General features: G+C 33.0%; 21 protein-coding genes. 17 read left to right on the top strand and 4 right to left on the bottom strand.

Annotated elements, in window-relative coordinates; all coding sequences use genetic code 11:
* Positions 1-74: 74 nt before the first annotated feature.
* Entirely contained in the window at positions 75-515 is a 441-nt protein-coding gene (locus B3C18_RS04380) for a hypothetical protein (protein WP_291143007.1), read from the bottom strand.
* A 187-nt stretch (positions 516-702) separates the two neighbouring features.
* Between B3C18_RS04380 and B3C18_RS04375 the strand changes: the two genes are divergently transcribed.
* Together B3C18_RS04375 and B3C18_RS04370 are read left to right on the top strand one after the other, a co-directional pair.
* Positions 703-1,722: a 2-hydroxyacid dehydrogenase gene (locus B3C18_RS04375; protein ID WP_291143004.1), complete on the top strand. Its 1,020-nt coding sequence runs from the start codon at positions 703-705 to the stop codon at positions 1,720-1,722.
* 75 nt (positions 1,723-1,797) lie between these two features.
* Positions 1,798-2,394, top strand: coding sequence for a hypothetical protein (locus tag B3C18_RS04370; RefSeq protein ID WP_291143001.1), 597 nt, complete (start codon positions 1,798-1,800; stop codon positions 2,392-2,394).
* Positions 2,395-2,732: 338 nt separating this feature from the next.
* On the opposite strand, the gene lysS is transcribed toward B3C18_RS04370, so the two are convergent.
* The gene (gene lysS / locus B3C18_RS04365; protein ID WP_291142998.1) at positions 2,733-4,436 is read right to left on the bottom strand and encodes a lysine--tRNA ligase; all 1,704 of its coding nucleotides are present in this window, start codon (positions 4,434-4,436) and stop codon (positions 2,733-2,735) included.
* Between the two features lie 254 nt (positions 4,437-4,690).
* Between lysS and B3C18_RS04360 the strand changes: the two genes are divergently transcribed.
* From B3C18_RS04360 to B3C18_RS04325, 8 genes are all read left to right on the top strand, one after another.
* Entirely contained in the window at positions 4,691-5,416 is a 726-nt protein-coding gene (locus B3C18_RS04360) for a hypothetical protein (RefSeq protein WP_291142995.1), read from the top strand.
* 266 nt (positions 5,417-5,682) lie between these two features.
* Entirely contained in the window at positions 5,683-6,438 is a 756-nt protein-coding gene (locus tag B3C18_RS04355) for a hypothetical protein (RefSeq protein WP_291142992.1), read from the top strand.
* A gap of 5 nt (positions 6,439-6,443) precedes the next feature.
* Complete coding sequence (lipB, locus tag B3C18_RS04350; protein ID WP_291142989.1) at positions 6,444-7,145, top strand: lipoyl(octanoyl) transferase LipB; 702 nt, start codon at positions 6,444-6,446, stop codon at positions 7,143-7,145.
* 204 nt (positions 7,146-7,349) lie between these two features.
* Complete coding sequence (locus B3C18_RS04345) at positions 7,350-8,168, top strand: AraC family transcriptional regulator (protein ID WP_291142986.1); 819 nt, start codon at positions 7,350-7,352, stop codon at positions 8,166-8,168.
* A 79-nt stretch (positions 8,169-8,247) separates the two neighbouring features.
* Positions 8,248-8,847: an NAD(P)H-dependent oxidoreductase gene (locus B3C18_RS04340; RefSeq protein ID WP_291142983.1), complete on the top strand. Its 600-nt coding sequence runs from the start codon at positions 8,248-8,250 to the stop codon at positions 8,845-8,847.
* A gap of 172 nt (positions 8,848-9,019) precedes the next feature.
* Positions 9,020-9,874 carry a nuclear transport factor 2 family protein gene (locus B3C18_RS04335; protein WP_291142980.1) on the top strand — a complete coding sequence of 285 codons (855 nt, stop codon included), beginning with the start codon at positions 9,020-9,022 and terminating at the stop codon, positions 9,872-9,874.
* 134 nt (positions 9,875-10,008) lie between these two features.
* Positions 10,009-10,590, top strand: a complete 582-nt coding sequence (locus tag B3C18_RS04330) for a Crp/Fnr family transcriptional regulator (protein ID WP_291142977.1) — start codon at positions 10,009-10,011, stop codon at positions 10,588-10,590.
* Positions 10,591-10,658: 68 nt separating this feature from the next.
* On the top strand, positions 10,659-13,034 hold the full coding sequence (locus tag B3C18_RS04325; RefSeq protein ID WP_291142974.1) for a TonB-dependent receptor: 2,376 nt from the start codon (positions 10,659-10,661) through the stop codon (positions 13,032-13,034).
* Positions 13,035-13,097: 63 nt separating this feature from the next.
* Here B3C18_RS04325 and B3C18_RS04320 read toward each other — a convergent pair whose 3' ends face one another.
* Positions 13,098-13,766, bottom strand: coding sequence for a ribonuclease HII (locus B3C18_RS04320; protein WP_291142971.1), 669 nt, complete (start codon positions 13,764-13,766; stop codon positions 13,098-13,100).
* Between the two features lie 171 nt (positions 13,767-13,937).
* On the opposite strand from B3C18_RS04320, the gene B3C18_RS04315 reads away from it, so the two are divergent.
* The 5 genes from B3C18_RS04315 (at position 13,938) to B3C18_RS04295 (ending at position 19,571) form a co-directional block, all read left to right on the top strand.
* Positions 13,938-15,917, top strand: coding sequence for a putative porin (locus B3C18_RS04315; protein WP_291142968.1), 1,980 nt, complete (start codon positions 13,938-13,940; stop codon positions 15,915-15,917).
* A 55-nt stretch (positions 15,918-15,972) separates the two neighbouring features.
* Positions 15,973-17,334: a pyridoxal-phosphate dependent enzyme gene (locus B3C18_RS04310; RefSeq protein WP_291142965.1), complete on the top strand. Its 1,362-nt coding sequence runs from the start codon at positions 15,973-15,975 to the stop codon at positions 17,332-17,334.
* Positions 17,335-17,420: 86 nt separating this feature from the next.
* Complete coding sequence (locus B3C18_RS04305) at positions 17,421-17,903, top strand: 3'-5' exonuclease (RefSeq protein WP_291142962.1); 483 nt, start codon at positions 17,421-17,423, stop codon at positions 17,901-17,903.
* 73 nt (positions 17,904-17,976) lie between these two features.
* Entirely contained in the window at positions 17,977-19,248 is a 1,272-nt protein-coding gene (locus B3C18_RS04300; protein WP_291142960.1) for a DUF2851 family protein, read from the top strand.
* Positions 19,249-19,343: 95 nt separating this feature from the next.
* The gene (locus B3C18_RS04295) at positions 19,344-19,571 is read left to right on the top strand and encodes a PspC family transcriptional regulator (protein ID WP_007810860.1); all 228 of its coding nucleotides are present in this window, start codon (positions 19,344-19,346) and stop codon (positions 19,569-19,571) included.
* 70 nt (positions 19,572-19,641) lie between these two features.
* Here the strand turns inward: B3C18_RS04295 and B3C18_RS04290 are convergent, their stop codons facing one another.
* Positions 19,642-21,153, bottom strand: coding sequence for an amino acid permease (locus B3C18_RS04290; protein WP_291142939.1), 1,512 nt, complete (start codon positions 21,151-21,153; stop codon positions 19,642-19,644).
* 286 nt (positions 21,154-21,439) lie between these two features.
* Here B3C18_RS04290 and B3C18_RS04285 point away from each other — a divergent pair, with 286 nt between their 5' ends.
* Together B3C18_RS04285 and B3C18_RS04280 are read left to right on the top strand one after the other, a co-directional pair.
* Entirely contained in the window at positions 21,440-22,315 is an 876-nt protein-coding gene (locus B3C18_RS04285; protein ID WP_291142937.1) for a ComEA family DNA-binding protein, read from the top strand.
* A 14-nt stretch (positions 22,316-22,329) separates the two neighbouring features.
* Positions 22,330-23,472, top strand: a complete 1,143-nt coding sequence (locus B3C18_RS04280) for an acyl-CoA dehydrogenase family protein (RefSeq protein ID WP_291142934.1) — start codon at positions 22,330-22,332, stop codon at positions 23,470-23,472.
* Positions 23,473-23,517: the final 45 nt, after the last annotated feature.

Here is a 23,517-nt window from a genome sequence, read left to right as displayed (position 1 = left end):
GAAACTATTAAGGAAAACATAATAAGATCTGAAAACAAAAAAGAGGCTCAATGGCCTCTTTTTGTAAACTATATTTAGTTGTTTTCTTTTTTGTAATCTTTCATTTTGTCTTTGGCTTTTTCTTTATTTTTTTCTCTTAAAGATTGCCATTTTGTATATTGATCAGCAGTTAAGATTGCTTTCATTTTTGCTTCGTTACCTTCTTTTTCTGCTTTTAATTCATTTTTAAAAGCTTCTTTTTCAGCATCAGTTGGTTTTACATCGCTGTCTTTTCTTGCTTCTCTTGTTTCTCTGAATTTTTCTGCTTTAGCGCTTCTTTCAGCCAGTAGTTGTTTTACCTGTGCTTGTTGATTAGCATCTAAACCCAATTCTGTAGTTAACTTTTGTAATTGTTTTTCGTTACGTTGTTCGGGAGTTAATTTTTCTCTTTGTTCACGTGCCGGTTTTTGATCGCCATCTTGTGCAAAACTTGCTATTCCGATCAATAGCATAGCTGCGATAAATAATTTTTTCATGATTTGTTCTTTTAAGGTTATAGTGTTTAGACTTTATTAAACTGAATAGGTTTAATTAATATTGTTTGAATTGCTGTTTATTTAACTTTTTGAAATGTAAATATTTAAGGTTGAGGCTTTCCTGCATATTGAAAATATTTTCTTATTTTTAGGAAACCAATAAAATGCAATCCAAAAATAAATTATCATGAACTCTTCTTTTTCAAACCATAAAATAGCTTTCTTTTCAACACAGCCCTACGATAAAACGTTTTTCAATAAATACAATGCCGATTTTGGTTTTGAACTGGATTTCTTCGAAACACAATTAAATCCGCAAACGGTAATTTTAATTGAAAAAGCAGAAATTGTCTGTGTCTTCGTAAATGACATTGTCAACGAAGCTGTAATTAAACAATTGGCAGAGAAAAAGGTAAAAATCATTGCACTACGCTGTGCAGGTTTTAATAATGTTGATTTAGAAGCTGCTAAAAAATACAATTTAAAAGTGTGCCGAGTTCCGGCTTATTCGCCACAAGCCGTTGCAGAACACGCCATGGCCATGATTTTAACTTTAAACCGAAAAACACATAAAGCTTACAACAGAGTTCGTGAACAAAATTTTTCTTTAAACGGATTGTTAGGTTTTGATTTATTCGGAAAAACAATCGGGATTATCGGAACGGGAAATATTGGAAAAGCTTTTGCTAAAATCGCTTTGGGTTTTGGCTGTAAAGTTTTGGCGTATGATATTGTTACCAATGATGAAATGATAAAAGATGGTGTTTCTTTCGTTGGTTTAGAAGAAATATTTAAATCGAGTGACATTATTTCGCTTCATTGTCCGCTAAACGATCAAACAAAGCATGTCATTAATAAAGATTCGATTGCTTTGATGAAAGAAAACGTTATGATTATCAATACAAGCCGCGGCGGATTAATTGAAACTGCCTGCGTTATTGAAGGTTTAAAAGAAGGTAAAATTGGGTATTTAGGAATTGATGTTTACGAACAGGAAGAAAAACTATTCTTTAGGGATCTTTCTGCCGATATTATTCAGGATGATGCGATTCAACGTTTGATGAGTTTTCCGAATGTTTTGGTAACGGCGCATCAGGCGTTTTTTACCAATGAAGCTTTAACGCAGATTGCTTTGGTAACTTTTAATAATATAAAATCATTATTGACGCAAAATGATATTGAAAATAAAACGGCTTTATTAATTTAAATTATCCGTTACGTTAAACCCGACAGGTTTTAAAAACCTGTCGGGTTTGGAAATTATTTATAAAAATATCAGATTATGAAAAATAAAATTTTAGTTCTAATTGGGATTTTGGCATTGTATTCTTGTCAAAGTAAAACGGAATCAAAAAATATCATTAAAACAATTGTTCAGGATACTTTGTATAAAACAATTGGAGGAACTGCTGATGTAAGTAATGCTCCCGCAAAAGATGATAAAGCAGCCGAATTGATTCGGAAGCAATTGAATATTTTATTAAAGAAAGATATTCACGCAATGACAAAAGAAGACCGATTCTTTTATTATGAAGCTTTTGATTTAAATAATGATCGGAAAAATGAATATTTTGTTGGTTTCTCCAATTCCTATTTCTGCGGAAGCGGAGGCTGTTCAGGATATATTTTAAATAACGACGGAAGTGTAATAAATCATTTCACCGTTACCGATTTTCCAATTTATGTAACGACTTCATCAACAGAAAAATTTTATGATCTTTTAATGAAAAGCGGAGGTTTATTTCATCATCTAAAAATGAAAAACGGAAAATATCCAGCAAATCCATCTATTGAAGAAAAATGGAAAGGTGATCTTCCAAAAGAAAGTACTAAGGTTTTGGATATTTATGATAAGAAGTTGGAGAGGTATTCGTTTTAAATTCCAATTTTAATGTAAATATAAATTTATTTAAACTGGACTGAAGTCCAGCTCTACAATATAATTTGTTCCTTCGGAACTAGAAAAAAAGCTTCAGCTTGATTTATATTGTAGGGCTGGACTTCAGTCCAGTTGATGAGGTTTCAGTTGGATATATGTATTGTAAGTAAAATATAGACAAAGATATTCCGTAGAGACGCACAGCAGTGCGTCTACACAATCTAATTCGACATCAATAAGATATAAAAAAATAAACCCGACAGGTTTTTTAAACCTGTCGGGTTTGAATATTATTCAATTTTTGGAATTTGTAATTTCCAAATTGGATTTTTTAAAAATTACTCCACCAATTCCACAGTTTTAAACTCGCCGTCAACGACAACTTTAGTCAAACCATGTTTCGATAAGTTTTTCATAGACACATCCCATTTTTTACCGCTTAAAGCAGAAGTAACTTTTAGTTGTCCTAATTCCATTTTATTTTCATTTCCTTTCAATAAAGTAATGATTACTTTTTCTTCGTCAGAAAGTTCAATTTGAGCTTGTTTTTTCTCCGGACGCATTTGCGGGAATAATAAAACTTCCTGAATAGAAGCATTGTTTGTTAAATACATAATCAAACGATCCATTCCAATTCCCATTCCAGACGTTGGAGGCATACCATATTCAAGCGCTCTTAAGAAATCTTCATCAATAACACCGTTTGCTTCATCATCACCTTTTTCAGATAAACGCATTTGATCTTCAAAACGCTCACGCTGATCAATTGGGTCGTTTAATTCAGAATAAGCATTTGCGATTTCTTTACCACAAACCATTAATTCAAAACGCTCTGTAAGTTCAGGATTGTCGCGGTGTTCTTTACAAAGAGGCGACATTTCTTTAGGATAATCAGTAATGAAAGTTGGCTGAATGTAATTTCCTTCGCATTTAGCGCCAAAAATTTCATCAATTAATTTCCCTTTACCCATTGTTTTGTCAACTTCAATTCCCATACCTCTTGCAGCTTCAAACAATTCTTCTTCCGTTTTTCCTGAGATATCAAATCCAGTAAAATGCTTGATAGAATCTGTCATTGTAACGCGTGCATAAGGCGCTTTAAAGTTGATTTGGTGTTCTCCAAAAGTAACTTCGCTCGTTCCATTTACGGCAATTGCACAATGCTCCAATAAACCTTCAGCAAATTCCATCATCCAGTTGTAGTCTTTGTAAGCTACATATATTTCCATTGCAGTAAATTCTGGATTATGCGTTCTGTCCATTCCTTCGTTACGGAAGTTTTTAGAGAACTCATAAACACCTTCAAATCCACCAACAATTAATCTTTTTAAGTACAATTCGTTTGCAATACGCATGTAAAGCGGAATATCAAGCGAATTATGGTGCGTGATAAACGGACGCGCTGCAGCTCCACCCGGAATTGGCTGTAAAACCGGAGTTTCAACTTCAAGATATCCAGCGTCGTTAAAATATCCACGCATAGCGCTAAATAATTTGGTACGTTTGATGAAAGTTTCTTTAACATGTTGATTCACTGTTAAATCTACATAACGCATTCTGTAACGTAACTCAGCATCATTAAATGCATCGTGAACGTTGCCTTCTTCATCTACTTTTGGTAAAGGAAGCGGACGTAATGTTTTACTTAAGAAAGTAAATCCGCTTACACGAATACATTTTGCACCAACTTGTGTAGTAAACAATTCTCCTTCAATACCAATAAAGTCACCTAAATCAGTTAATTTTTTAAATACCTGATTGTATAAAGTTTTATCATCACCTTCACACAAAACATCGCGATTGACGTACAATTGAATACGTCCTTCGCTATCTTGCAATTCAGCAAAACAAGCTTTTCCCTGATCTCTCACGCTCATCAAACGACCCGCAACGATAACCTTCTTACCTTCTTCAAATGACTCCTTTATTTGCTTAGAAGTATGATTTACAGGAAAAAGATTAGCTGGATAAGGATTGATTCCCAGACTGCGTAAGTTTTGAAGTTTTTCTCTTCTGATGATTTCTTGTTCTGATAATGCCATTTTGTGCTCTTTTTTAAGTGTGCAAAGATAAAGAAAAGAATGTAGATTTTAGAATGCAGGTTTTAGATTTTTTGTAATAGCAATTTATTGGATTTCAATCTTTAAAATGAATGGGAAAATGGATGGATTGTTTTCATTTTGATCGTGAGATTGCTTCGTTCCTCGCAAGGACACACAAACCGAAATTTCTGTAAGAAATTAAATTAAAAAGGCAGTATCTTAGCAACTTAGAACCTCAGAACCTTCCCGAAAAAATGAAATACCTATCAGCCTTTTTGTTTCTAATTCTTTTAACAAGCTGTCAAATTACCGAAACCATTACAATTAATCCTGACGGAAGCGGAGACATCAAAGTGGAGCAGCTTCGCGAAGAAAATAGTTATATGCAATTGGCGGGAGAATCGTACGGACGTGAAAATATATTTGAGGATACAACATATGTTTTTAAGGAATACATCGAAAAATACAAGGAAACATTTTTAAAATATACACCCGAAGAGCAAAAGCTGTTTCAAAAATATACCAATATAAAAGTATATCTCAAAAAGAGTTCGTTTGAGAAAGAATTTCGAAGCGTTTTTTCGCTTCATTTTAATAAAGTTTCAGAAATTCCGGATTTGTATAAAACAGAAGATTATGCAGACGATCTTCAAAATAATTATGCGTTAACCGCCGAAACTCATTATTACAAGATTTTGTATGATTTTAACGGAAAAGTTTTTAAACGTTCCGTTTCGATTATCAATGCAGAAGAACTCCAAAAAGCAAAAGACGGATATAAAAACTATGAATCTAAATACGGAAACTTAAAATTAGTCCAGACTTACACTTTAAAATATAGTTTTCCTCAAAAGATAAAATCAGTTTCAAATGAAAAAGTGGTTATCAGCCCTGATAAAAAATCTCTAACCTTAGAATTCCAGCTTTCAGATTGTTTACGTGATCCCGAAATGACAAATCTGGAAGTAGTTTTAGAGTAGGTTTTATGGCGCACGGATTTTACGGATGAAACGGGTTTACACTGATTTCTTTTTTTACTGTAGGCAACTTTGTCAAAGTTTAAAACTTTGACAAAGTTCAGGCTAAACAATAACCTGTGTAAACCCGTTTCATCTGTAAAATTTGTGGCCAATTTTCCACTTAAACATTAAAAACCACGCTCCAATCTCAGTACCTTAGAATCTCAGAACCTTAGTATCTTTAAAATAAAATAGTCTTCGTATCTTTGATAAAAAATTATACTACAATGAAATTATACAAACTACTTAGTTTTTCTTTTTTAATAGCGACATTAACAAGCTGTACTTTCACTGAAAATATTTACATTAACGATAACGGAAGCGGAAAATTCTCTGTAGACATGGATGGTTCTGCATTGATGGAAATGGCGGGCGACCAAGTTGGCAGTCAGATGGGGGCTAACGCAAAAAAAGACATTGATTCTACTTTTACCTTCAAACAATTATTTGCAGATAAAAAAGACAGCATCGCAAAAATGTCTCCCGAAGCACAGCAAGAAATTAAAAAACTCGAAAATTTTGTAGTTCATACCAAAATGAGCGCTGAGAAAAAACAGTTTTTAATGACTTTGGAGACTGATTTTAAAAGTGTAAACGAGCTTCAGGATATTTTGCAAACGGCAAGTACACTTCAAAAATTAGAAGGCGGAGCAGCAGCGGCAAGTCCAATGGGAAGTAATTTTGGAAACAATAACAGCAAACTAAGTTATACTTACGACGGAAAGAAATTTACAAGAAAAGCAATAATTGACAAGCAAAAACTGGCAGAAGTAAAAAAAGATTCGGCACCAGATATGTCTAAAATGATGTTTGCTTCATCGAATTATATAATCAAATATCACTTTCCGAAGAAAATAAAAAAAGTATCGAATCCGAATGCCTTATTCAGCGACGATAGAAAATCAATTACAATTCAATACACTTTCACGGATTATATGGAGAATCCTGACAAACTTAACTTTGACGTTGAGTTTGAAAAATAATTAAAATGAATACAAAAATTCAACTTCAAGATCTTGGAAACCGAGATTATAAATCGACTTGGGAATATCAGGAAGAGCTTTTTCAAGATATTGTTGACTTAAAAATCAAAAACAGAAGAGAAGAACTTGACTTGCCAACACCAAATTATTTGTTGTTTGTAGAACATCCGCATGTTTATACTTTAGGCAAAAGCGGCGATCTGGAAAACTTATTATTAAACGAAAAACAGCTCGAAGCAAAAGGAGCAAGTTTTTATAAAATCAATCGCGGCGGTGATATTACGTATCACGGGCCAGGACAAATTGTTGGATATCCAATTCTTGACTTAGAAAATTTCTTTACGGATATTCATAAATATCTGCGTTTTCTGGAAGAAGCAATGATTTTAACTTTAGCAGAATACGGTTTAGAGTCGGGCAGAAGCGAAGGCGAAACCGGAGTCTGGCTTGGAGTTGGAACTCCGTTTGCACGCAAGATTTGTGCAATGGGCGTTCGCGCTTCACGCTGGGTTACCATGCACGGGTTTGCTTTAAACGTAAATGTCGATTTAGGTTATTTTGACAATATCATTCCGTGCGGAATTCGCGGAAAAGGCGTTACCTCTTTAAACGTAGAACTTGGCGTAGCAAAAGTTGACGAAGAAGAAGTAAAGGCTAAAATTATCAAACATGTAGCTAATTTATTTGAAGCGGAGTTTATTAAATAAAAACGTTGAATAATTTTTAACACATAGAAACATAGATTTTGCTACTTTAAAAAAGGCGTTTCACTTACTCTAAATACGCATAGATACTATGTGTGAGAAATGAGTTTCTCTTGATTCCCTTTTTTACACATTGAAAAGCTATGTTTATATGTGTTTAATTTTTTTAGATACAGAAACGGATTAAAAAACTTTAGAAGATAAAGTATGAAAAATGCTGAAGAAAATAACAATTACAGAATTGCCGTTCCTTCAGCATTTGAAACTGTTTTTTCGCATTTCTACTTTGCCGAAAATAAAACGGAATTTCCCATAACCAAAACATTATTACCAAGTTTTCAAAGCATTCTGGCTTTTAACTTCGGAACAAAATCCTCTTTAAAATCGCAGCAGAATACTTTTTTAGAAGTTGAAAAATGTATTGTTTTGGGACCAATCAAACAAGCTTTTGATTATACTTTAGAACCCGGCTCACAGATTTTGGTAGCCAATTTTAAAGAAGATGCTTTTTACAGATTCTTTGGCAACGCACTTTTTGATTCAATGCCCATTCATCCCGATGATTTAATTAATGAAAACTGTTTTACGGTTTTATGGGAAGAACTTCAAAATATTCCTGATCCAAAAGAACGTGTCGATTATATTTTAGATTTCTGCAAACCTTATTTGCGGGAACAAACGGCAATTACAACTCTTTTAAACGATTTTCAGGATCAGAACTTAAATCCCATAAAAGCGATTGCTTCGCAGATCAATCAAACCGAAAGAAACATTCAGCTCAATCAAAAAAAGGTTTTTGGTTATTCCGTTAAAGAAGCCAACCGTTATGAACGGTTTTTAAAAGCCGTTGATCAAATTCAGAAAAATATTCTAAACGAGTTAAAAATAGACTGGCTAACAATTGTTGACGAATGTGGATATTACGATCAAAGTCAGCTTATTCATGACTTTAAATATTATATGAATATTTCGCCAACAAAGTTCCTCAAATTTCAAAACGATATCTGCAGTTCAAAACCTCAATAAAGGCAATTTCGTTTTCTTACAATTACTCCCCAAACTTGCGTTATACATTTGTCATGTTCAATCTTTAAAACTAGAAAACATGAAAAATTTAATTATTTACGCACATCCAAACGAAGCAAGTTTAAACCATTTCTTCAAAAATTCAATCGTAGCATCTTTAGAAAAATCAGGACAAGAAATTGTGGTTCGCGATTTAAACGAAATCAATTTTAATCCGGTTTTATCTTTGCAGGATATGCAGGGACAAAGAATGGGGCAAGTTGCGGAAGATATCAAAACAGAACAGGATTTTATTTCATGGGCAGATCAAATTATTTTTGTTTACCCAATTTGGTGGACTGGAATGCCGGCTATTATGAAAGGTTATATTGACCGCGTTTTTAGTTACGGATTTGCGTATCGATACGATCAGGGCGTTCAAAAAGGTCTGCTGACAGGAAAACAAGCCATTATTGTAAATTCTCACGGAAAATCAAACGCTGAACATGAAGCAATGGGAATGGACAAAGCTTTGGAATTAACTTCAGATATTGGAGTTTTCAAATATTGCGGGTTTGAAATCAAACAGCACTTTTATTTCGACAAGGCAGATAGAGCCTCGGTAGAAAGCGTTTTAGAATGGGAAAATGAACTTAAAAATGCTTTTAAACTAGTTGACGAAGTTTCTGTTTTTCAATAGAAATTTATTTTTCAAAAGAATAATTGCAAAAAATCTAAAAATGGTCAGTAAACGCTCAGGATTTTGAATTGATGGTAAATTGCAGCACTATCGTGGTTTTCTAATGTTTTTATGGTAAATTTGGTTTTATACTTAAAATATAAGCTTTTAACTAAATCTAATCTAACAACTTATGAGAAAAATCTACTTTGTATGTTTCCTATTTATGCTTAATGGTCTTTTTGCTCAAAAGAAAGAAAAATTAAATCCAATTGCGGTTTACGAAAAAGTTTGGCAGGAAAAAAATAGTGATGCAAGATTAAAACTGATCAAATCAATTTGGCTGGACGACAGTACTTTTGAAGATCCTTCAGCTTCTATAAAAGGGCAGATTGCTTTAAATAATGTTATAAATGAATTTTATAAAAAGTTTCCTGATGCGGTATTGACATCGGGTGCAAAAGTTGTAAAAGACAATTACGTAACCTGGGAATGGAAAATTATTGATGCCAAGAAAAAAGAACCTATAATGGGAGGACGCGATTTTGCCAGATTAAATGGGAAAGGTCAGGTAAGTAAAATTATTGGTTTTTGGAATAATGAGGTTACTTTATCTGATGCTGAAGTTTTACAAAACCTTGAAGCTGATAACTATAAAGTTGTAGCACAATACTACGAATGCCTTTTTAAAACAAGGGATTTTGTAAAAATGGCGGCATTAATTGAAGATGGTGCAGTTTACAATCAAGCAGAAGGTTTGCCTTACGGCGGAACTTACGTTGGCTTTAATGAATGGACTAAAATGTATGCTAAATCTACTGAGTTTTTTGATTTAGAAATTGAAAAAGAACCTACTTATTTTAGCGATGCAACTAAAAATGAAGTTATTATTTATTTTACCATAAAATGCAAATCAAAAAAATCTGGTAAATATCTTTCAATGCCTATTTCAGAACATTTTGATTTGAAAAACGGAAAAATTACCGCAATCAGGCCATTTTATTTTGATACTAAACAATTTGCGGAATTCTTAAAAAGCAGAAAATAACATACGGGAAGTTAAATAACGGTGTAATATGTTATGTTTCTGTTTATTAAAGTTTTTAGCGCAATTTTTTTCGATAGTTTTAGTTATTTATTTTAACAACTAAAAACTATTTCATATCTAAAACCTTGATAATCATGGAATGTGTTATTACAGATTTATCCCGAATGATAGAATTTAATGAAGAAGAAAGCTTGGCTTTTGAAAGCATACTTCGCTTTAAAACTGTCAAAAAAAACGAACATCTTTTGGTAGAAGGAGATATTTGTAATTTCGGAATTTTTATTGCTGAAGGAAGTATTCGTTATTATTATTTGGTTGACGGTGTAGAATCAACCGGAAATTTCTTTTTTGAAAACGATTGGTATTCAGACTTTGAAAGTTTTTTATACGCCAAACCTTCTTTATTAAATATTGAAGCTCTTGAAGATTCGGTGGTTTATTTGGCTTACAAAGAAGACTTTGAAAAATTAGTTTTACAATATCCTGTTTTTAATTCTTTCCTGCGAATTATGATGGAACGCACGATTAAAGGTTTAACGGGAAGAAATATGGCCATGTCATTATTATCTCCGGAGGAACGTTATCTACGTTTTTTAAAATACTGTCCAAAAGTAGTGGAAAGAGTTTCCTTAAAACACATTGCGAGTTATTTAGGAATTCAGCCGGAAAGTTTAAGCCGAATTCGAACCCGAATTACTTTAAGCAGTAAATCTTAACCGAAGTCAATTTTTAAGAAATCTCAGCATTCTATTTTTGCTTTTATAACCAATAAAGCAAAAATAAAATGAAGAATATAATATCAATTGTCTTAAGCCTTTTGGGCTTGATTTCCTATGCTCAAACGGGCGTTGTAAGAGGAAAAATAATAGACAAGCAATCTGAGAAACCTATCGTCGGAGCCCTAATTTATTTGGCTGCAGATGAAAGTATTCAAACAGAATCAGATTCAGAAGGAAGTTTTAGGTTAATCAATATTCCGCTTGGGAGGCAGAGCATCAATATAAGTTTTACGGGATATGAAAATACTTCAGTTTCAGATCTTGATGTTACCACCGGAAAAGATAACCTGCTGACTGTTTCGCTGATTGAAAAGTTTAATACGCTTGATGAAATCGTCGTAACATCTGGAACGAATAAAGCAAAGCCGTTAAATAAAATGGCATTGGTTTCGACAAAACAATTTACTACAGAAGAAGTGACCAGATTTGCGGGCGGACGTAGCGACGTAGCGCGTTTGGTTTCTAATTTTGCCGGAGTTTCTACCGGAGACGACAGCCGAAATGACATTGTTGTGAGAGGAAATTCTCCATCGGGAATGTTATGGAGAATTGAAGGAATGCCGGTTCCGAGTCCGAATCACTTTTCAACTTTAGGAACAACGGGCGGGCCGGTTTCGGCATTAAATCCAAATCTTTTGGCAAATTCTGATTTCCTGACTTCGGCTTTTCCGGCAGAATATGGAAACGCAATTGCGGGTGTTTTTGATTTAGGTTTTAGAAAAGGAAATCCTGACGAATACGAATATATGATTAGTGCCGGAGCTTATCCGGGATTAGAGTTTATGGCAGAAGGTCCGCTGGGTAAAAAAGGCGGATCGTTTGTTGCCGCGGCAAGATATGGTTTTGTGGGCATTACCGGATTAGCAGGAACTGATGCACAGCCTAATTACAGCGATATTAGTTTTAATGTTGATTTTGGAAAAAGTAAATTGGGTAATTTTTCTGTTTTTGGAATTTACGGTGTTTCTGATATTGATTTTCTTGGCGATAAAATCGACAAAGAAGATCCTTTTGCAGCGCAGGACGAAGACAGTTATGTAACGTCTGGATTTGCTTCTTTCGGATTAAAACATAATCTGGAGATTGGATCAAAATCGTATCTAAAAACCATTGTAGGTTATTCGAATGCCAATAACTCGTATAAAAATTTCCGTTATTATAATTATGGTATGCCAACAGAAAACAGACTTCCGTTTTCGGATATTAAAAACGATGAAAACAGATTTACGTTTTCGACTTTATTCAATTCTAAAATCAATAAAAAGATAACTTTTAGAGCAGGATTGCTTTATGAAAATTATACGCTCGATGCAAAAATGTCTTCCAGAGACAGACAGCAGGATTCAGACGGAGACGGTTTTCCAGATTTTGTTCCGTTAATCAATAACAACGGAAATTATAATGTTGTGCAGCCGTTTGCGCAGGGGCAATTCCGCTTGACGGAAAAATTAACTTTCAACGCAGGAATTCACGGGCAGTATTTTTCGATCAATGAACAGTTTGTTTTTGAGCCAAGAACAGCTTTATCATACGCCCTAAATCCTAAAAACACGGTAAGTTTTGGTTTCGGAATTCACCATCAAAGTGTTCCTGTTCCTATTTTATTTTTGAATGAATTTGTAAACGGATCTCAGGTTCAAACCAATAAAAATCTGGATTTAGTACAAAGTCAGCACTATGTTTTAGGTTATGATGTTCGTTTGGCGAATAAATGGCGTGGAAAAGTCGAATTGTATTATCAGGATATTAGCAAAGCTGCGGTTGAATCTTTTCCAAGCAGTTATTCTTCTCTAACAGAAGGCGCAGATTTTGGTTATTCTATCGATAAAACTTCTTTGGTAAGTAAAGGAACGGGATTTAATCAGGGAATTGAATTTACAGTTGAAAAATTCTTTAGTGAAGGTTATTATGCTTTGTTTACGACTTCGCTTTTTGAAAGTAAATATAAAGGAAGCGATAATATCGAACGAAATTCTCCTTTTAATAATGGCTACGTAATCAATCTTTTAGGCGGAAAAGAGTTTAAAGTAGGCAAAGCAAAAAGAAATGTATTTTCGATCGATACCAAGTTTACAACTGCAGGCGGACGTTATTATACGCCTGTTGATTTAGCTGCATCAAATAATGCGGGTTATGAAATTAGAGATGATGCAAATGCTTTCAGCAAGCAATATGATGCTTATTTGAGACTGGATGTAAAATTCGGAATTAAATTAAACAGTAAAACCAAAAAGAGATTCCACCAGTTTTATATTGATCTTCAAAACGTAACCAATAATACAAACGTGTTTACAAGAGAATATAACAGATTAACAAATAGCGTAAACCAAAAAGACCAAATTGGTTTTTCGCCAGATTTTGGATATAAATTTCAGTTTTAGTTAAGAATGTGTTGGGGCAGATTTTTAAAACGAAAAAGGCTTATCAATTTAGATAAGCCTTTTTTATTCTTCAAAGAAATTGAGTTCTAATTGATCAGGCAAAAGCCTAAAACTCATTCTATGGTATTTTGTTGGGCCATATTTTTTAATGGCTTCGCGGTGTTCTTTTGTTGGATAACCTTTATTTTTTTTCCAGTTATACATTGGGAATTCTTCGTGAATTTGATCCATATATTCGTCGCGGTACGTTTTTGCTAAAACAGAAGCTGCGGCAATACTCAGGAATTTAGCATCGCCTTTTATAATACTTTGATTCGGAATTGATTTTAGCAATGCGATTTCTTCCTTGGAAAATTGTTTTCCAAAACTGTTTTTCAAACCCAATTTTGCATTTATTGAGCGGTTTCCATCCACAATAATATATTCAGGAACATGCTTTAATTTTAAAATACATTCCTGCATTCCTTTCATCGAAGCATTCAGAATATTGATTTCGTCAATTTCATCTGGAAATAAATGTGTTACAGCAAAACACACAGCATGTTGTTCAATAATGGGTTTTAAAAAAAATCTCATTTTTTCAGACAATTGTTTACTGTCATTTAAAATTTCGTGTTCAAAATCTTCAGGCAGAATTATGGCTGCGGCAGTTACAGGTCCCGCAAGACAGCCGCGCCCAGCCTCGTCAGTTCCAGTTTCTAAAGCAAATCCCGAGAAATTTTTTGCAAGCATCTTTTTGAAATTTTAAAAGGCAAATATGATAAAATTTTATACAAAAATATTCGTTTTCATACTGTCTGCCAAGGTAATTGTATAAATTGAAGTGTTTTTTTATTTATACATATTTATCTTTTACCTTTGCTCAACAAATTTTGTCGAAATAATTACATATAAAGCCATCAAATGAGAATATTCATTTTTCTATATCTATTAATTGTACCAGCATTATTGTTTTCTCAGGAAAAACCAAAACCAGCTTCTAAAAATAATTTAGATATGAATACGCAATATTCTAGTATAACAGATACTGTTAAAAAGAAGAAGGCAAAAATTGCAACGATAGATCAATACCAAATTATTACGCTGGAACATGATACTATTTATGCCGATACGTCGCTGACAATAAAAGGTGCTTACAAACAAAATCATCTTAGAAAAGATCTTTTTGGACTTTTAGAATCTTCTAATATTGGTCAGCCGTTAAATACATTACAATATAGTTTAACGAGTTTTTCGCCGTATCCGGAAATTGGTTTTAGTGCCATGCATTCGAATTATATACAAGCAGACGAAGTTAGATATTACTCAGCAGCGACACCTTTTACAGAATTGTTTTTTAATACAACGATTAATAAAGGACAAAATGTTGATTCGTTCATTACGCTAAACGTGTCTAAAAACCTTAATTTTTCTATTGCATACCGAGGTTTACGTTCAGAAGGAGATTATATAAACCAATTAGTAAGCGCCGGAAATTTTAGATTTACAACAAGTTACGCGACAACGAACAGAAGGTATGCGTTGAATGCACATTATACGTATCAGGATAATTCGAATGAAGAAAACGGAGGAATTACAACTCCGGAAGATTTTGAAAGCGACGATCCCGATTTTAAAAACCGTCAGCGTCTGCAAGTTTATTTAACCGATGCCAAGTCATTTTTAAAAGGAAGACGTTTATTTTTTGATCACGCTTTTAGAATAAATCCTACACATGGAGACAATAATTTATATATAAACCATCAATTAAATTACGAGAATAAATTTTTCGAATACAACCAGCCAACAGTACTTTCTGCAGTTGATGGAATCGAAGATCCTGTAAAACGTTTTGGTGAATCGTATGTGACTAGCAATATAAATGATCAAACACATTTTGAAAGACTTTACAACAAAGTTGGAGCTGCTTATGAAAATTCTCTTTTAGGAAAATTTAATTTCTTTATTGATGATTACAGGTCTAATTATCAATATGATAAAATTATTATTTTTAAAGATGGCAGAATTATTCAGGATAATTTATTTCTACAGATTAACAATGTAGGTGGACAGTACGAATATCAAAAAAATAAATGGAATGGCCGATTCTTGTACACAAGATCGATTACGAATCAATCACTTTCTGATCTTGATGCAAAATTACGTTATACATTAAACGACAAGATTCAGTTTGATTTTAGATACAGAAATATCAATAAACTGCCAAACAACAACTATAATTTATACCAAAGCAGTTATGTATCCTACAACTGGTCGAATGATTTTAAAAATGAAAAGATCAATACATTAGGAGCAAATATTTATACGCCTTGGTTAAATGCAGAAGTTAATTATACTGTTTTAAATGATCATTTATATTTTAGAGATAAATCTGATGCTGATGACGATGCAGTAAGAACTCAACTCATAGAACCGGCTCAATACGGAAACGCCATTAATTATTTAGAAATAAAAGCAAATAGAGAATTTAAATTTGGAAACTTTGCTTTAGACAATACACTTTTATACCAAAAAGTAGATCAATCAGATTTGATTTTAAATGTACCTGATTTCGTAACCAGAAATACACTTTATTACTCAAATTATTATTTCAAAAAAGCATTATATGCTCAGGCAGGTGTTGTATTTAATTACTTTACTAAATATTATGCTAATGATTACAACCCGGTTATTGGGGAGTTTTTTGTGCAGGATAAAAAAGAAATTGGAAATTATGCCACTTTTGATGTTTTCATAAATGCAAGAATTCGCCAGACGCGTTTTTATATCAAAGGAGAACATTTAAACGCTTTATTTTCAAGCAGTAATTATTACTCTACGCCAAATAGCCCGTATCGTGATTTTGTAATCAGATTTGGGTTAGTCTGGAATTTCTTCCAATAGAAAACGAAACGAAACGTAACTTTACTTTAAAACCAAATATTAAACTTAAATAAAAATGGACTTTTCAAATAATATTTTAGAAACAATTGGTAATACGCCATTGGTAAAACTCAACAAAATTGTTGCTGAAATTGATGCGTTAGTACTAGCAAAAGTCGAAACTTTTAATCCTGGAAATTCTGTAAAAGACAGAATGGCCGTGAAAATGATTGAAGATGCCGAAGCTGACGGACGACTTAAACCAGGCGGAACTATTATTGAAGGAACTTCTGGAAATACCGGAATGGGACTTGCTCTTGTTGCAATTATAAAAGGTTACAAATTGATTTGTGTAATCTCAGACAAACAGTCTAAAGAAAAAATGGATATTCTGCGTGCTGTTGGCGCAAAAGTAGTCGTTTGCCCTACAGATGTTGAACCTACAGATCCTCGTTCTTATTATTCAGTTTCAAAACGTTTGGCAGAGGAAACTCCAAATTCATGGTATGTAAACCAATACGATAATTTGTCAAACTCATTGGCACATTATGAGCAGACGGGACCAGAAATTTGGAAACAGACAGATGGTAAAATCACGCATTTTGTGGTGGGAGTTGGAACTGGTGGAACAATTTCCGGAGTTGGAAAATACTTAAAAGAGAAAAACCCGAACATTAAAATTTGGGGAATTGATACGTATGGTTCTGTTTTTAAAAAATACCACGAAACCGGAATTTTTGACGAAAACGAAATTTACTCATATATAACAGAAGGAATTGGAGAAGATATTTTACCAAAAAATGTTGACTTTTCTTTAATTGACGGATTCACAAAAGTAACCGATAAAGATGCAGCGGTTTACACAAGAAAAATTGCGATGGAAGAAGCTATTTTTGTTGGAAACTCTGCCGGAGCTTGTATCAAAGGTTTATTGCAGTTAAAAGAGCACTTTAAGCCAGATGATGTTGTTGTGGTATTATTTCATGATTCTGGAAGCCGTTATGTAGGTAAAATGTTCAATGACGACTGGATGCGCGAACGCGGATTCTTAGAAGAAAACGTTACAAAAGCAGAAGATGTTATTAAAGATCATATCGATAAAGAATTAATCGTTGTTCGTACAGAAGAATTAGTTTCGCACGCGATTGAACGTATGCGTAAATATAAAATTTCACAGATTCCGGTTGTTGATATCAACGGATTTGTGGGTTCTGTTGATGAAACAGATTTGTTTAGAAGTTATGTTGCCGATAAAAATGTAGCCGAAAAACCAATTAAAGAAGTAATGGGAAAACCTTTCCCAATTGTAAAATTAGGAACTCCAATCGAAGAAGTTTCGAAATTATTTACAAAAGAAAATGATGCCGTTTTAATTGATTTAGGAAACGGAAACCATCATATTATTACTAAATATGACATTATAGGTTCTATTAAATAAGAACTTTATCAAAATAATTTTCATCCATAAATCTAGCTTTTGAACAGTTAGATTTATGGATTTTATCTTTTAAAAATGATTAAAGAATGACTTTTACCGCCATAGATTTTGAAACAGCAACGGGGCATCATCCGTGTTCTGTGGGAATTGTTACTGTTGAAAACGGGATTATAGTAGATGAATTCGTTACTTTAATTAAACCGCCTAATAACGAATACAATCCGTTTACAATTCGAGTTCACGGTATTTATCCAAGAGACACAGCTAACGCAAAATCTTTTTTTCAGGTGTATCCTGAAATCGAGAAAAGATTAAAAAATAGAGTTGTGGTGGCGCACAACGAAAGTTTTGACCGGAATGTTTTAATGAAGTCAATGCTGCTGCACGGTTTAAATTATGAAGATTTAAATATTGCTCCAAAATGGGAATGTACCGTTAAAATTTACAAGGCAAAAGGTTTAAAGCCAACAAAATTAAGTGATTGCTGTCGCGAAATGAAAATACAGTTAAATCACCACGAAGCACTTTCGGATGCAAGAGCTTGTGCTAAGTTATATATGCTTCAGTAAATAAATTGTATTATTTGTAAGAATAATATTAAATTTATTATTTTTAGATTTTTGAAATATATAAAATCTAAAAATGAAAGAAGACTTTCTTCATTACTTATGGAGATTCAAAAAGTTCGATACTTTGAATCTTGTAACTGCTCAAAATGAATCTATTACCATTATTAAAACAGGTGATTATTTAGAACTTTCAGGACCTGATTTTTTTAACGCGCACATTAAAATCGGTGATCAAAAATGGGCTGGAAATGTAGAGATTCATGTAAAATCTTCCGATTGGTATCTGCATAATCATGAAAAAGATGCCGCTTACGAAAATGTAATTCTTCATGTAGTTTGGGAAAACGACACCGCAATTTTTAGAGAAAATAATACCGAAATTCCGGTTTTGATTCTCAAAGATTATGTCGAAAAAGAAGTTTTAGAGAATTACAACGCATTGGTTTCTCCTAAAACATGGATTTCGTGCGAAAAGCAAATACATGAAATAGACAGCTTTGTTTTTAAAAACTGGCAGGAAAGATTATTTTTTGAACGATTAGAACGCAAATCAAAGTTTGTTTACGAATTGCTGGAAGAAACTAATCAGGATTGGGAAGCGGTTTTGTTTTGTCTTTTGGCGAAGAACTTCGGTTTAAATACAAACGGATCGGCCTTTCTTCAAATGTCAAAATCAATTCCTTTTTCCATCATCAGAAAAGAAAGTTTTGAAGTAGAAAATCTGGAGTCTTTACTTTTAGGAACTTTAAATTTATTAGATGGAGAAAAGGAAGATGTTTATTTTAAAGATTTAAAGTTTAGATATTTTTATCTGCTGCATAAATATCAGTTAGAAAAAACATTTATAGATCCCGTTCAGTTTTTTAAACTTCGACCAGATAATTTTCCAACAATTCGGCTTTCTCAGCTTGCTAATTTATATCACAAACATCAAAACTTGTTTTCGAAAATAATTGCGCTAAAATCAGCTAAAAACGTGTATGATTTGCTGAATGTCTCTGCAAGTTCCTATTGGCAGAATCATTATCAATTTGATAAAGAAAGCCCGAAGAAAGCGAAAACATTATCCAAATCATTCGTTGATTTAGTAATCATAAACACTATAATTCCAATTCAGTTTGCATATTCAAACATAATGGGAGATTCTGTTTCAGAAGATTTAATTGATTTTTTGAATGAGGTCGCACCAGAAAAAAATGCCATTATCGACAAGTTTACTTCCTTCGGAATAAAATCTAAAAATGCATTCGAAACCCAAACTTTATTAGAACTTAAAAATGAATATTGCAACCATAAAGCTTGTTTAAAATGCGCAATAGGAATGGAGCTGCTTAAAAATAATTAGATAATTAGAAAATGTGATAATGAGATAATTTGTACTTTTGCCTTAAGCAAGTCAAAGAAATCTAAAATCTAATGTCTTAAATCTAAAATCAAAAAATGTCTGCTATTTTAAAATTAAAATTCTTTTTTGAAAAATACGGTTTTCATGTATCATCCAGACTGGCTGATAAACTGGGAATGCGTGTCACAAGCGTAAGGTTATTTTTTATTTATATTTCGTTTGTAACGGCTGGTTTAGGTTTTGGAGTTTACCTAACATTAGCTTTTTGGATTCGCCTTAAAGATTTAATCCGTGCAAAAAGGACTTCTGTTTTTGATTTATAATTCAAAAGTTGACGATATAAAAAATAAAAAAACCTGTTCAATTGAACAGGTTTTTTTATGATAAATCTTTTTAGATTTCTTCAGTTTCGTTTTGAGGATTGTTAAGTTTTGCTCGTTTTTTACTGTAAGCAAAATAAACAATAATACCTAAAGTTCCCCAGCTTAAAAAAGCGATCCAAGTATCGTGTCTTACCTGAGTCATTAAGAATAAGTTGAAAGATACCCCTAAAGTTCCAACTAAATAAACCGCCGGAGTTTTGTAATGTCTTTCTAATTCTGGTTTTTTATATCTTAAAATCATAACGGCAACACATACCATTCCAAATGCTAATAATGTTCCCATACTACACATTTCACTCACTTTTTCAATTGGAGTAAGTGCAGCAACAATCGAAATAATTGTTCCAACTAAATAGGTACTCTTATAAGGTGTTTTGAAAGTTGTGTGAAGTTTGCTGAAAAATGGAGGTAATAAACCATCTCTAGACATTCCTAAGAAAATACGAGTTTGTCCAAGCATCATTACAAGCATTACAGATGTTAAACCTGCAGTTGCAGCAATTGTGATAATAAATACAGCCCATGTTAATCCATTTTCACTAAAAGCAGAAGCAACCGGAGCAGCTTTGTCTAATTGATCGTAGTGAACCATTCCGGTTAATACTAATGAAACCAGAATATATAGAATTGTACAAATAATTAAAGAAGCGATAATAGCAAATGGTACATCTTTTTTAGGATTGATTGCTTCTCCGGCCTGAGTCGAAACAGCATCAAAACCAATATAAGCAAAGAATACAATTGTTGCAGCCGTTAATACTCCTCCAAATCCGAAATTCATCTTCCCAGTTGCATTTCCTAATGCATCAAGAGCAGGAACTTCAGTAGGAATAAATGGATGCCAGTTTTCAGTATTGATGTAGAAAGCACCACAAACAATTACAAAAAGAACTACAGCAATTTTTACTATTACAATAATATTATTTGTACTTGCAGCCTCTTTAATTCCTTTTACAAGAATCGCAGTTACAACCCATGTAATTAAAAAAGCAGGTAAGTTAAAAGCAAAATTTGGAAGATCGATTAAATCGTGAGGAAACTCTTTATTATGTTCGATGATTTTTTCTGTAGCAGTATGCAAATCGTTGCAGAGCCAGATTGGGATGTTAATTCCAAATAAATGGAGAAGTTTTACAAAGTACCCGCTCCAGGCGACGGCGACGGTGGTGGCACCCATCATGTACTCAAGAATTAAGTTCCATCCAATGAACCAGGCAAAAATTTCGCCGATTGTTCCGTATGCATAAGCATATGCAGAACCTTCTACCGGTAATACTGAAGCAAATTCAGCATAACAAAGAGAAGCAAATAAACAGCCTATACCTGCAATAACAAAGGATAGAGCCAAAGCTGGACCCGCATAATCATGAGCTGCGATTCCTGTTAAAGTGAAAATTCCTCCACCTATGATTGCCCCAATTCCTAATGAAGTTAAACCCCATCTTGTAAGAACTCTTTTTAAATCACTTTTTTTCATATCGGCCTCAAAGGCAGATATTGGTTTAACTCTCCAAATTGACATACTATTTTATTGGTTTATTGTTATTAAGCTCCAAATGTATCGTTTTTTGTAAAAAATAAAAACAATTATGATATTTTAAGTTATAAAATATTTAAATTTTTGATTTATTCTGTTTGCAATGTTCTGTAAGAGCTGAGTTTATTTTAATCTCTATTATATCGATTGAGTTTAAAGTATCAAATTTACAAATAATATTTTTAGTATTTTTCCTAATAAATATAAATTTTATCCCGTATTTTATACTTTTTATAATAGCAATACATTTATAATAATCTCAAATTTCAAGATGTTCAGTCAATATTTTAAATTTACAAGCCAGCAAAGAATCGGTATTTTTTTACTTTTTATAATTATCATTACACTACAGTTAATTTATTTCTTTGCCGATTTTAACCAGTATGAAAAAACTTTTCCTGAAGAGAATAAATGGCTCTCCTTACAAAAAGAAATAGATGCAGCGAAAGAGACAAAATATAAGGACAAACAAAAAGTGTATACTTTCAACCCAAATTTTATTTCTGATTATAAAGGATACAAACTCGGAATGTCTGTTCAAGAAATAGATCGTTTATTAGCTTTCCGAAAGCAAGATAAATACGTAAACTCAGCCGAAGAATTTCAAAAAGTAACACAAATTTCAGATTCATTATTAAAGGTAATGTCTCCCTTATTTAAATTTCCGGATTGGACACAAAAGAAAAACGATTTTAAAACAGAGAAAAAAGAGTACGTTCAAAAAGCATCTTTCAAAAAAGAAAGCATAATAATTAAAGATATAAATCAAGCCAGTCAGGAAGATTTAATTGCAATATATGGTATTGGCGAAGCATTGTCTTCAAGAATATTAAAACAAAAAGAAGTTTTAGGGGGTTTCGTTTCTATGGAACAGCTTGAAGAAGTTTGGGGACTTTCTCCAGAAGTTATAGCCCAACTTAATAGCCATTTTAAAGTAATTATGCCGTCAGGTTTTAAGAAGATAGCCATAAATGACGCGACATTAAAGGAATTATCACAGTTTCCGTACTTTAAATATACACTTGCAAAACAAATTGTCACCTATCGAAGCATGAACGGAAATTTTAATAATATTGAGGATTTGTCAAAAATTAAAGGTTTTCCTGTTGAAAAAGCAAAAATAATTAGTTTATATTTGGAGTTCTAAAAAAATAGTACATAATGAATTTTGATTATAACGAAATGCAGTCGATGATTGCTCAATCTATAAAAGACTTTGCAGAAAAAAATATTAAGCCCTTTATAATGGAGTGGGATGAAGCCCAGATTTTTCCGGTTGATTTATTTAAAAAATTGGGAGAAATGGGGTTTATGGGAGTTTTAGTGCCCGAAGAATATGGAGGATCTGGATTAGGTTACCACGAATATATTACTGTTATCGAAGAGATTTCAAAAGTAGATCCTTCAATTGGTTTATCAGTTGCAGCGCATAATTCGCTTTGTACCAACCATATTTTGACCTTTGGAAACGAAGAACAAAAGAAAAAGTATTTGCCAAAACTAGCTACAGCAGAATATATCGGAGCTTGGGGTTTAACAGAACATAATACAGGTTCTGATGCAGGAGGAATGAATACAACAGCTGTTAAAGACGGGGACTCGTGGATTATTAATGGTGCTAAAAACTTTATTACACATGCCATTTCTGGAGATGTAGCGGTTGTAATTGTTAGAACAGGAGAAAAAGGAGATTCTAAAGGAATGACTGCTTTTGTTTTAGAAAAAGGAATGGCAGGATTTTCATCTGGTAAAAAAGAAAATAAATTAGGAATGCGTGCAAGTGAAACTGCCGAATTGGTTTTTGACAGCTGCCGAGTTCCAGATGCAAACAGATTAGGCGAAGTGGGACAAGGATTTGTTCAGGCAATGAAAATTTTAGACGGAGGCCGAATTTCTATTGGAGCTTTATCATTAGGAATTTCAAAAGGCGCTTATGAAGCTGCACTAAAATATTCAAAAGAAAGACATCAGTTTGGTCAGCCAATCAGTAGTTTTCAGGGAATTTCATTTAAACTGGCCGATATGGCAACAGAAATCGAAGCTTCAGAATTATTACTGCACAAAGCGGCATATTTAAAACAGCAGCATAAACCGGTAACAACATTGGGTGCAATGGCAAAAATGTATGCTTCAGAAGCGTGCGTTAAAATTGCAAATGAAGCAGTGCAGATTCACGGTGGCTATGGTTATACAAAAGATTTTCCAGTAGAGAAATTCTACAGGGATTCTAAGTTGTGTACAATTGGAGAAGGAACTACTGAAATTCAAAAATTAGTTATCTCTAGAAATTTGCTGAAAGAATAAAGAATAAAGAATAAGGAATAAAGAATAAAGAATAAAGAATAAAGA

The organism is Flavobacterium sp. UBA7680 (genome assembly GCF_002482975.1).
Classification (GTDB): Bacteria; Bacteroidota; Bacteroidia; order Flavobacteriales; family Flavobacteriaceae; genus Flavobacterium.
The sequence above is the reverse complement of the archived record's forward strand: the minus strand, read 5'-3'. Positions and strand labels throughout refer to the sequence as shown.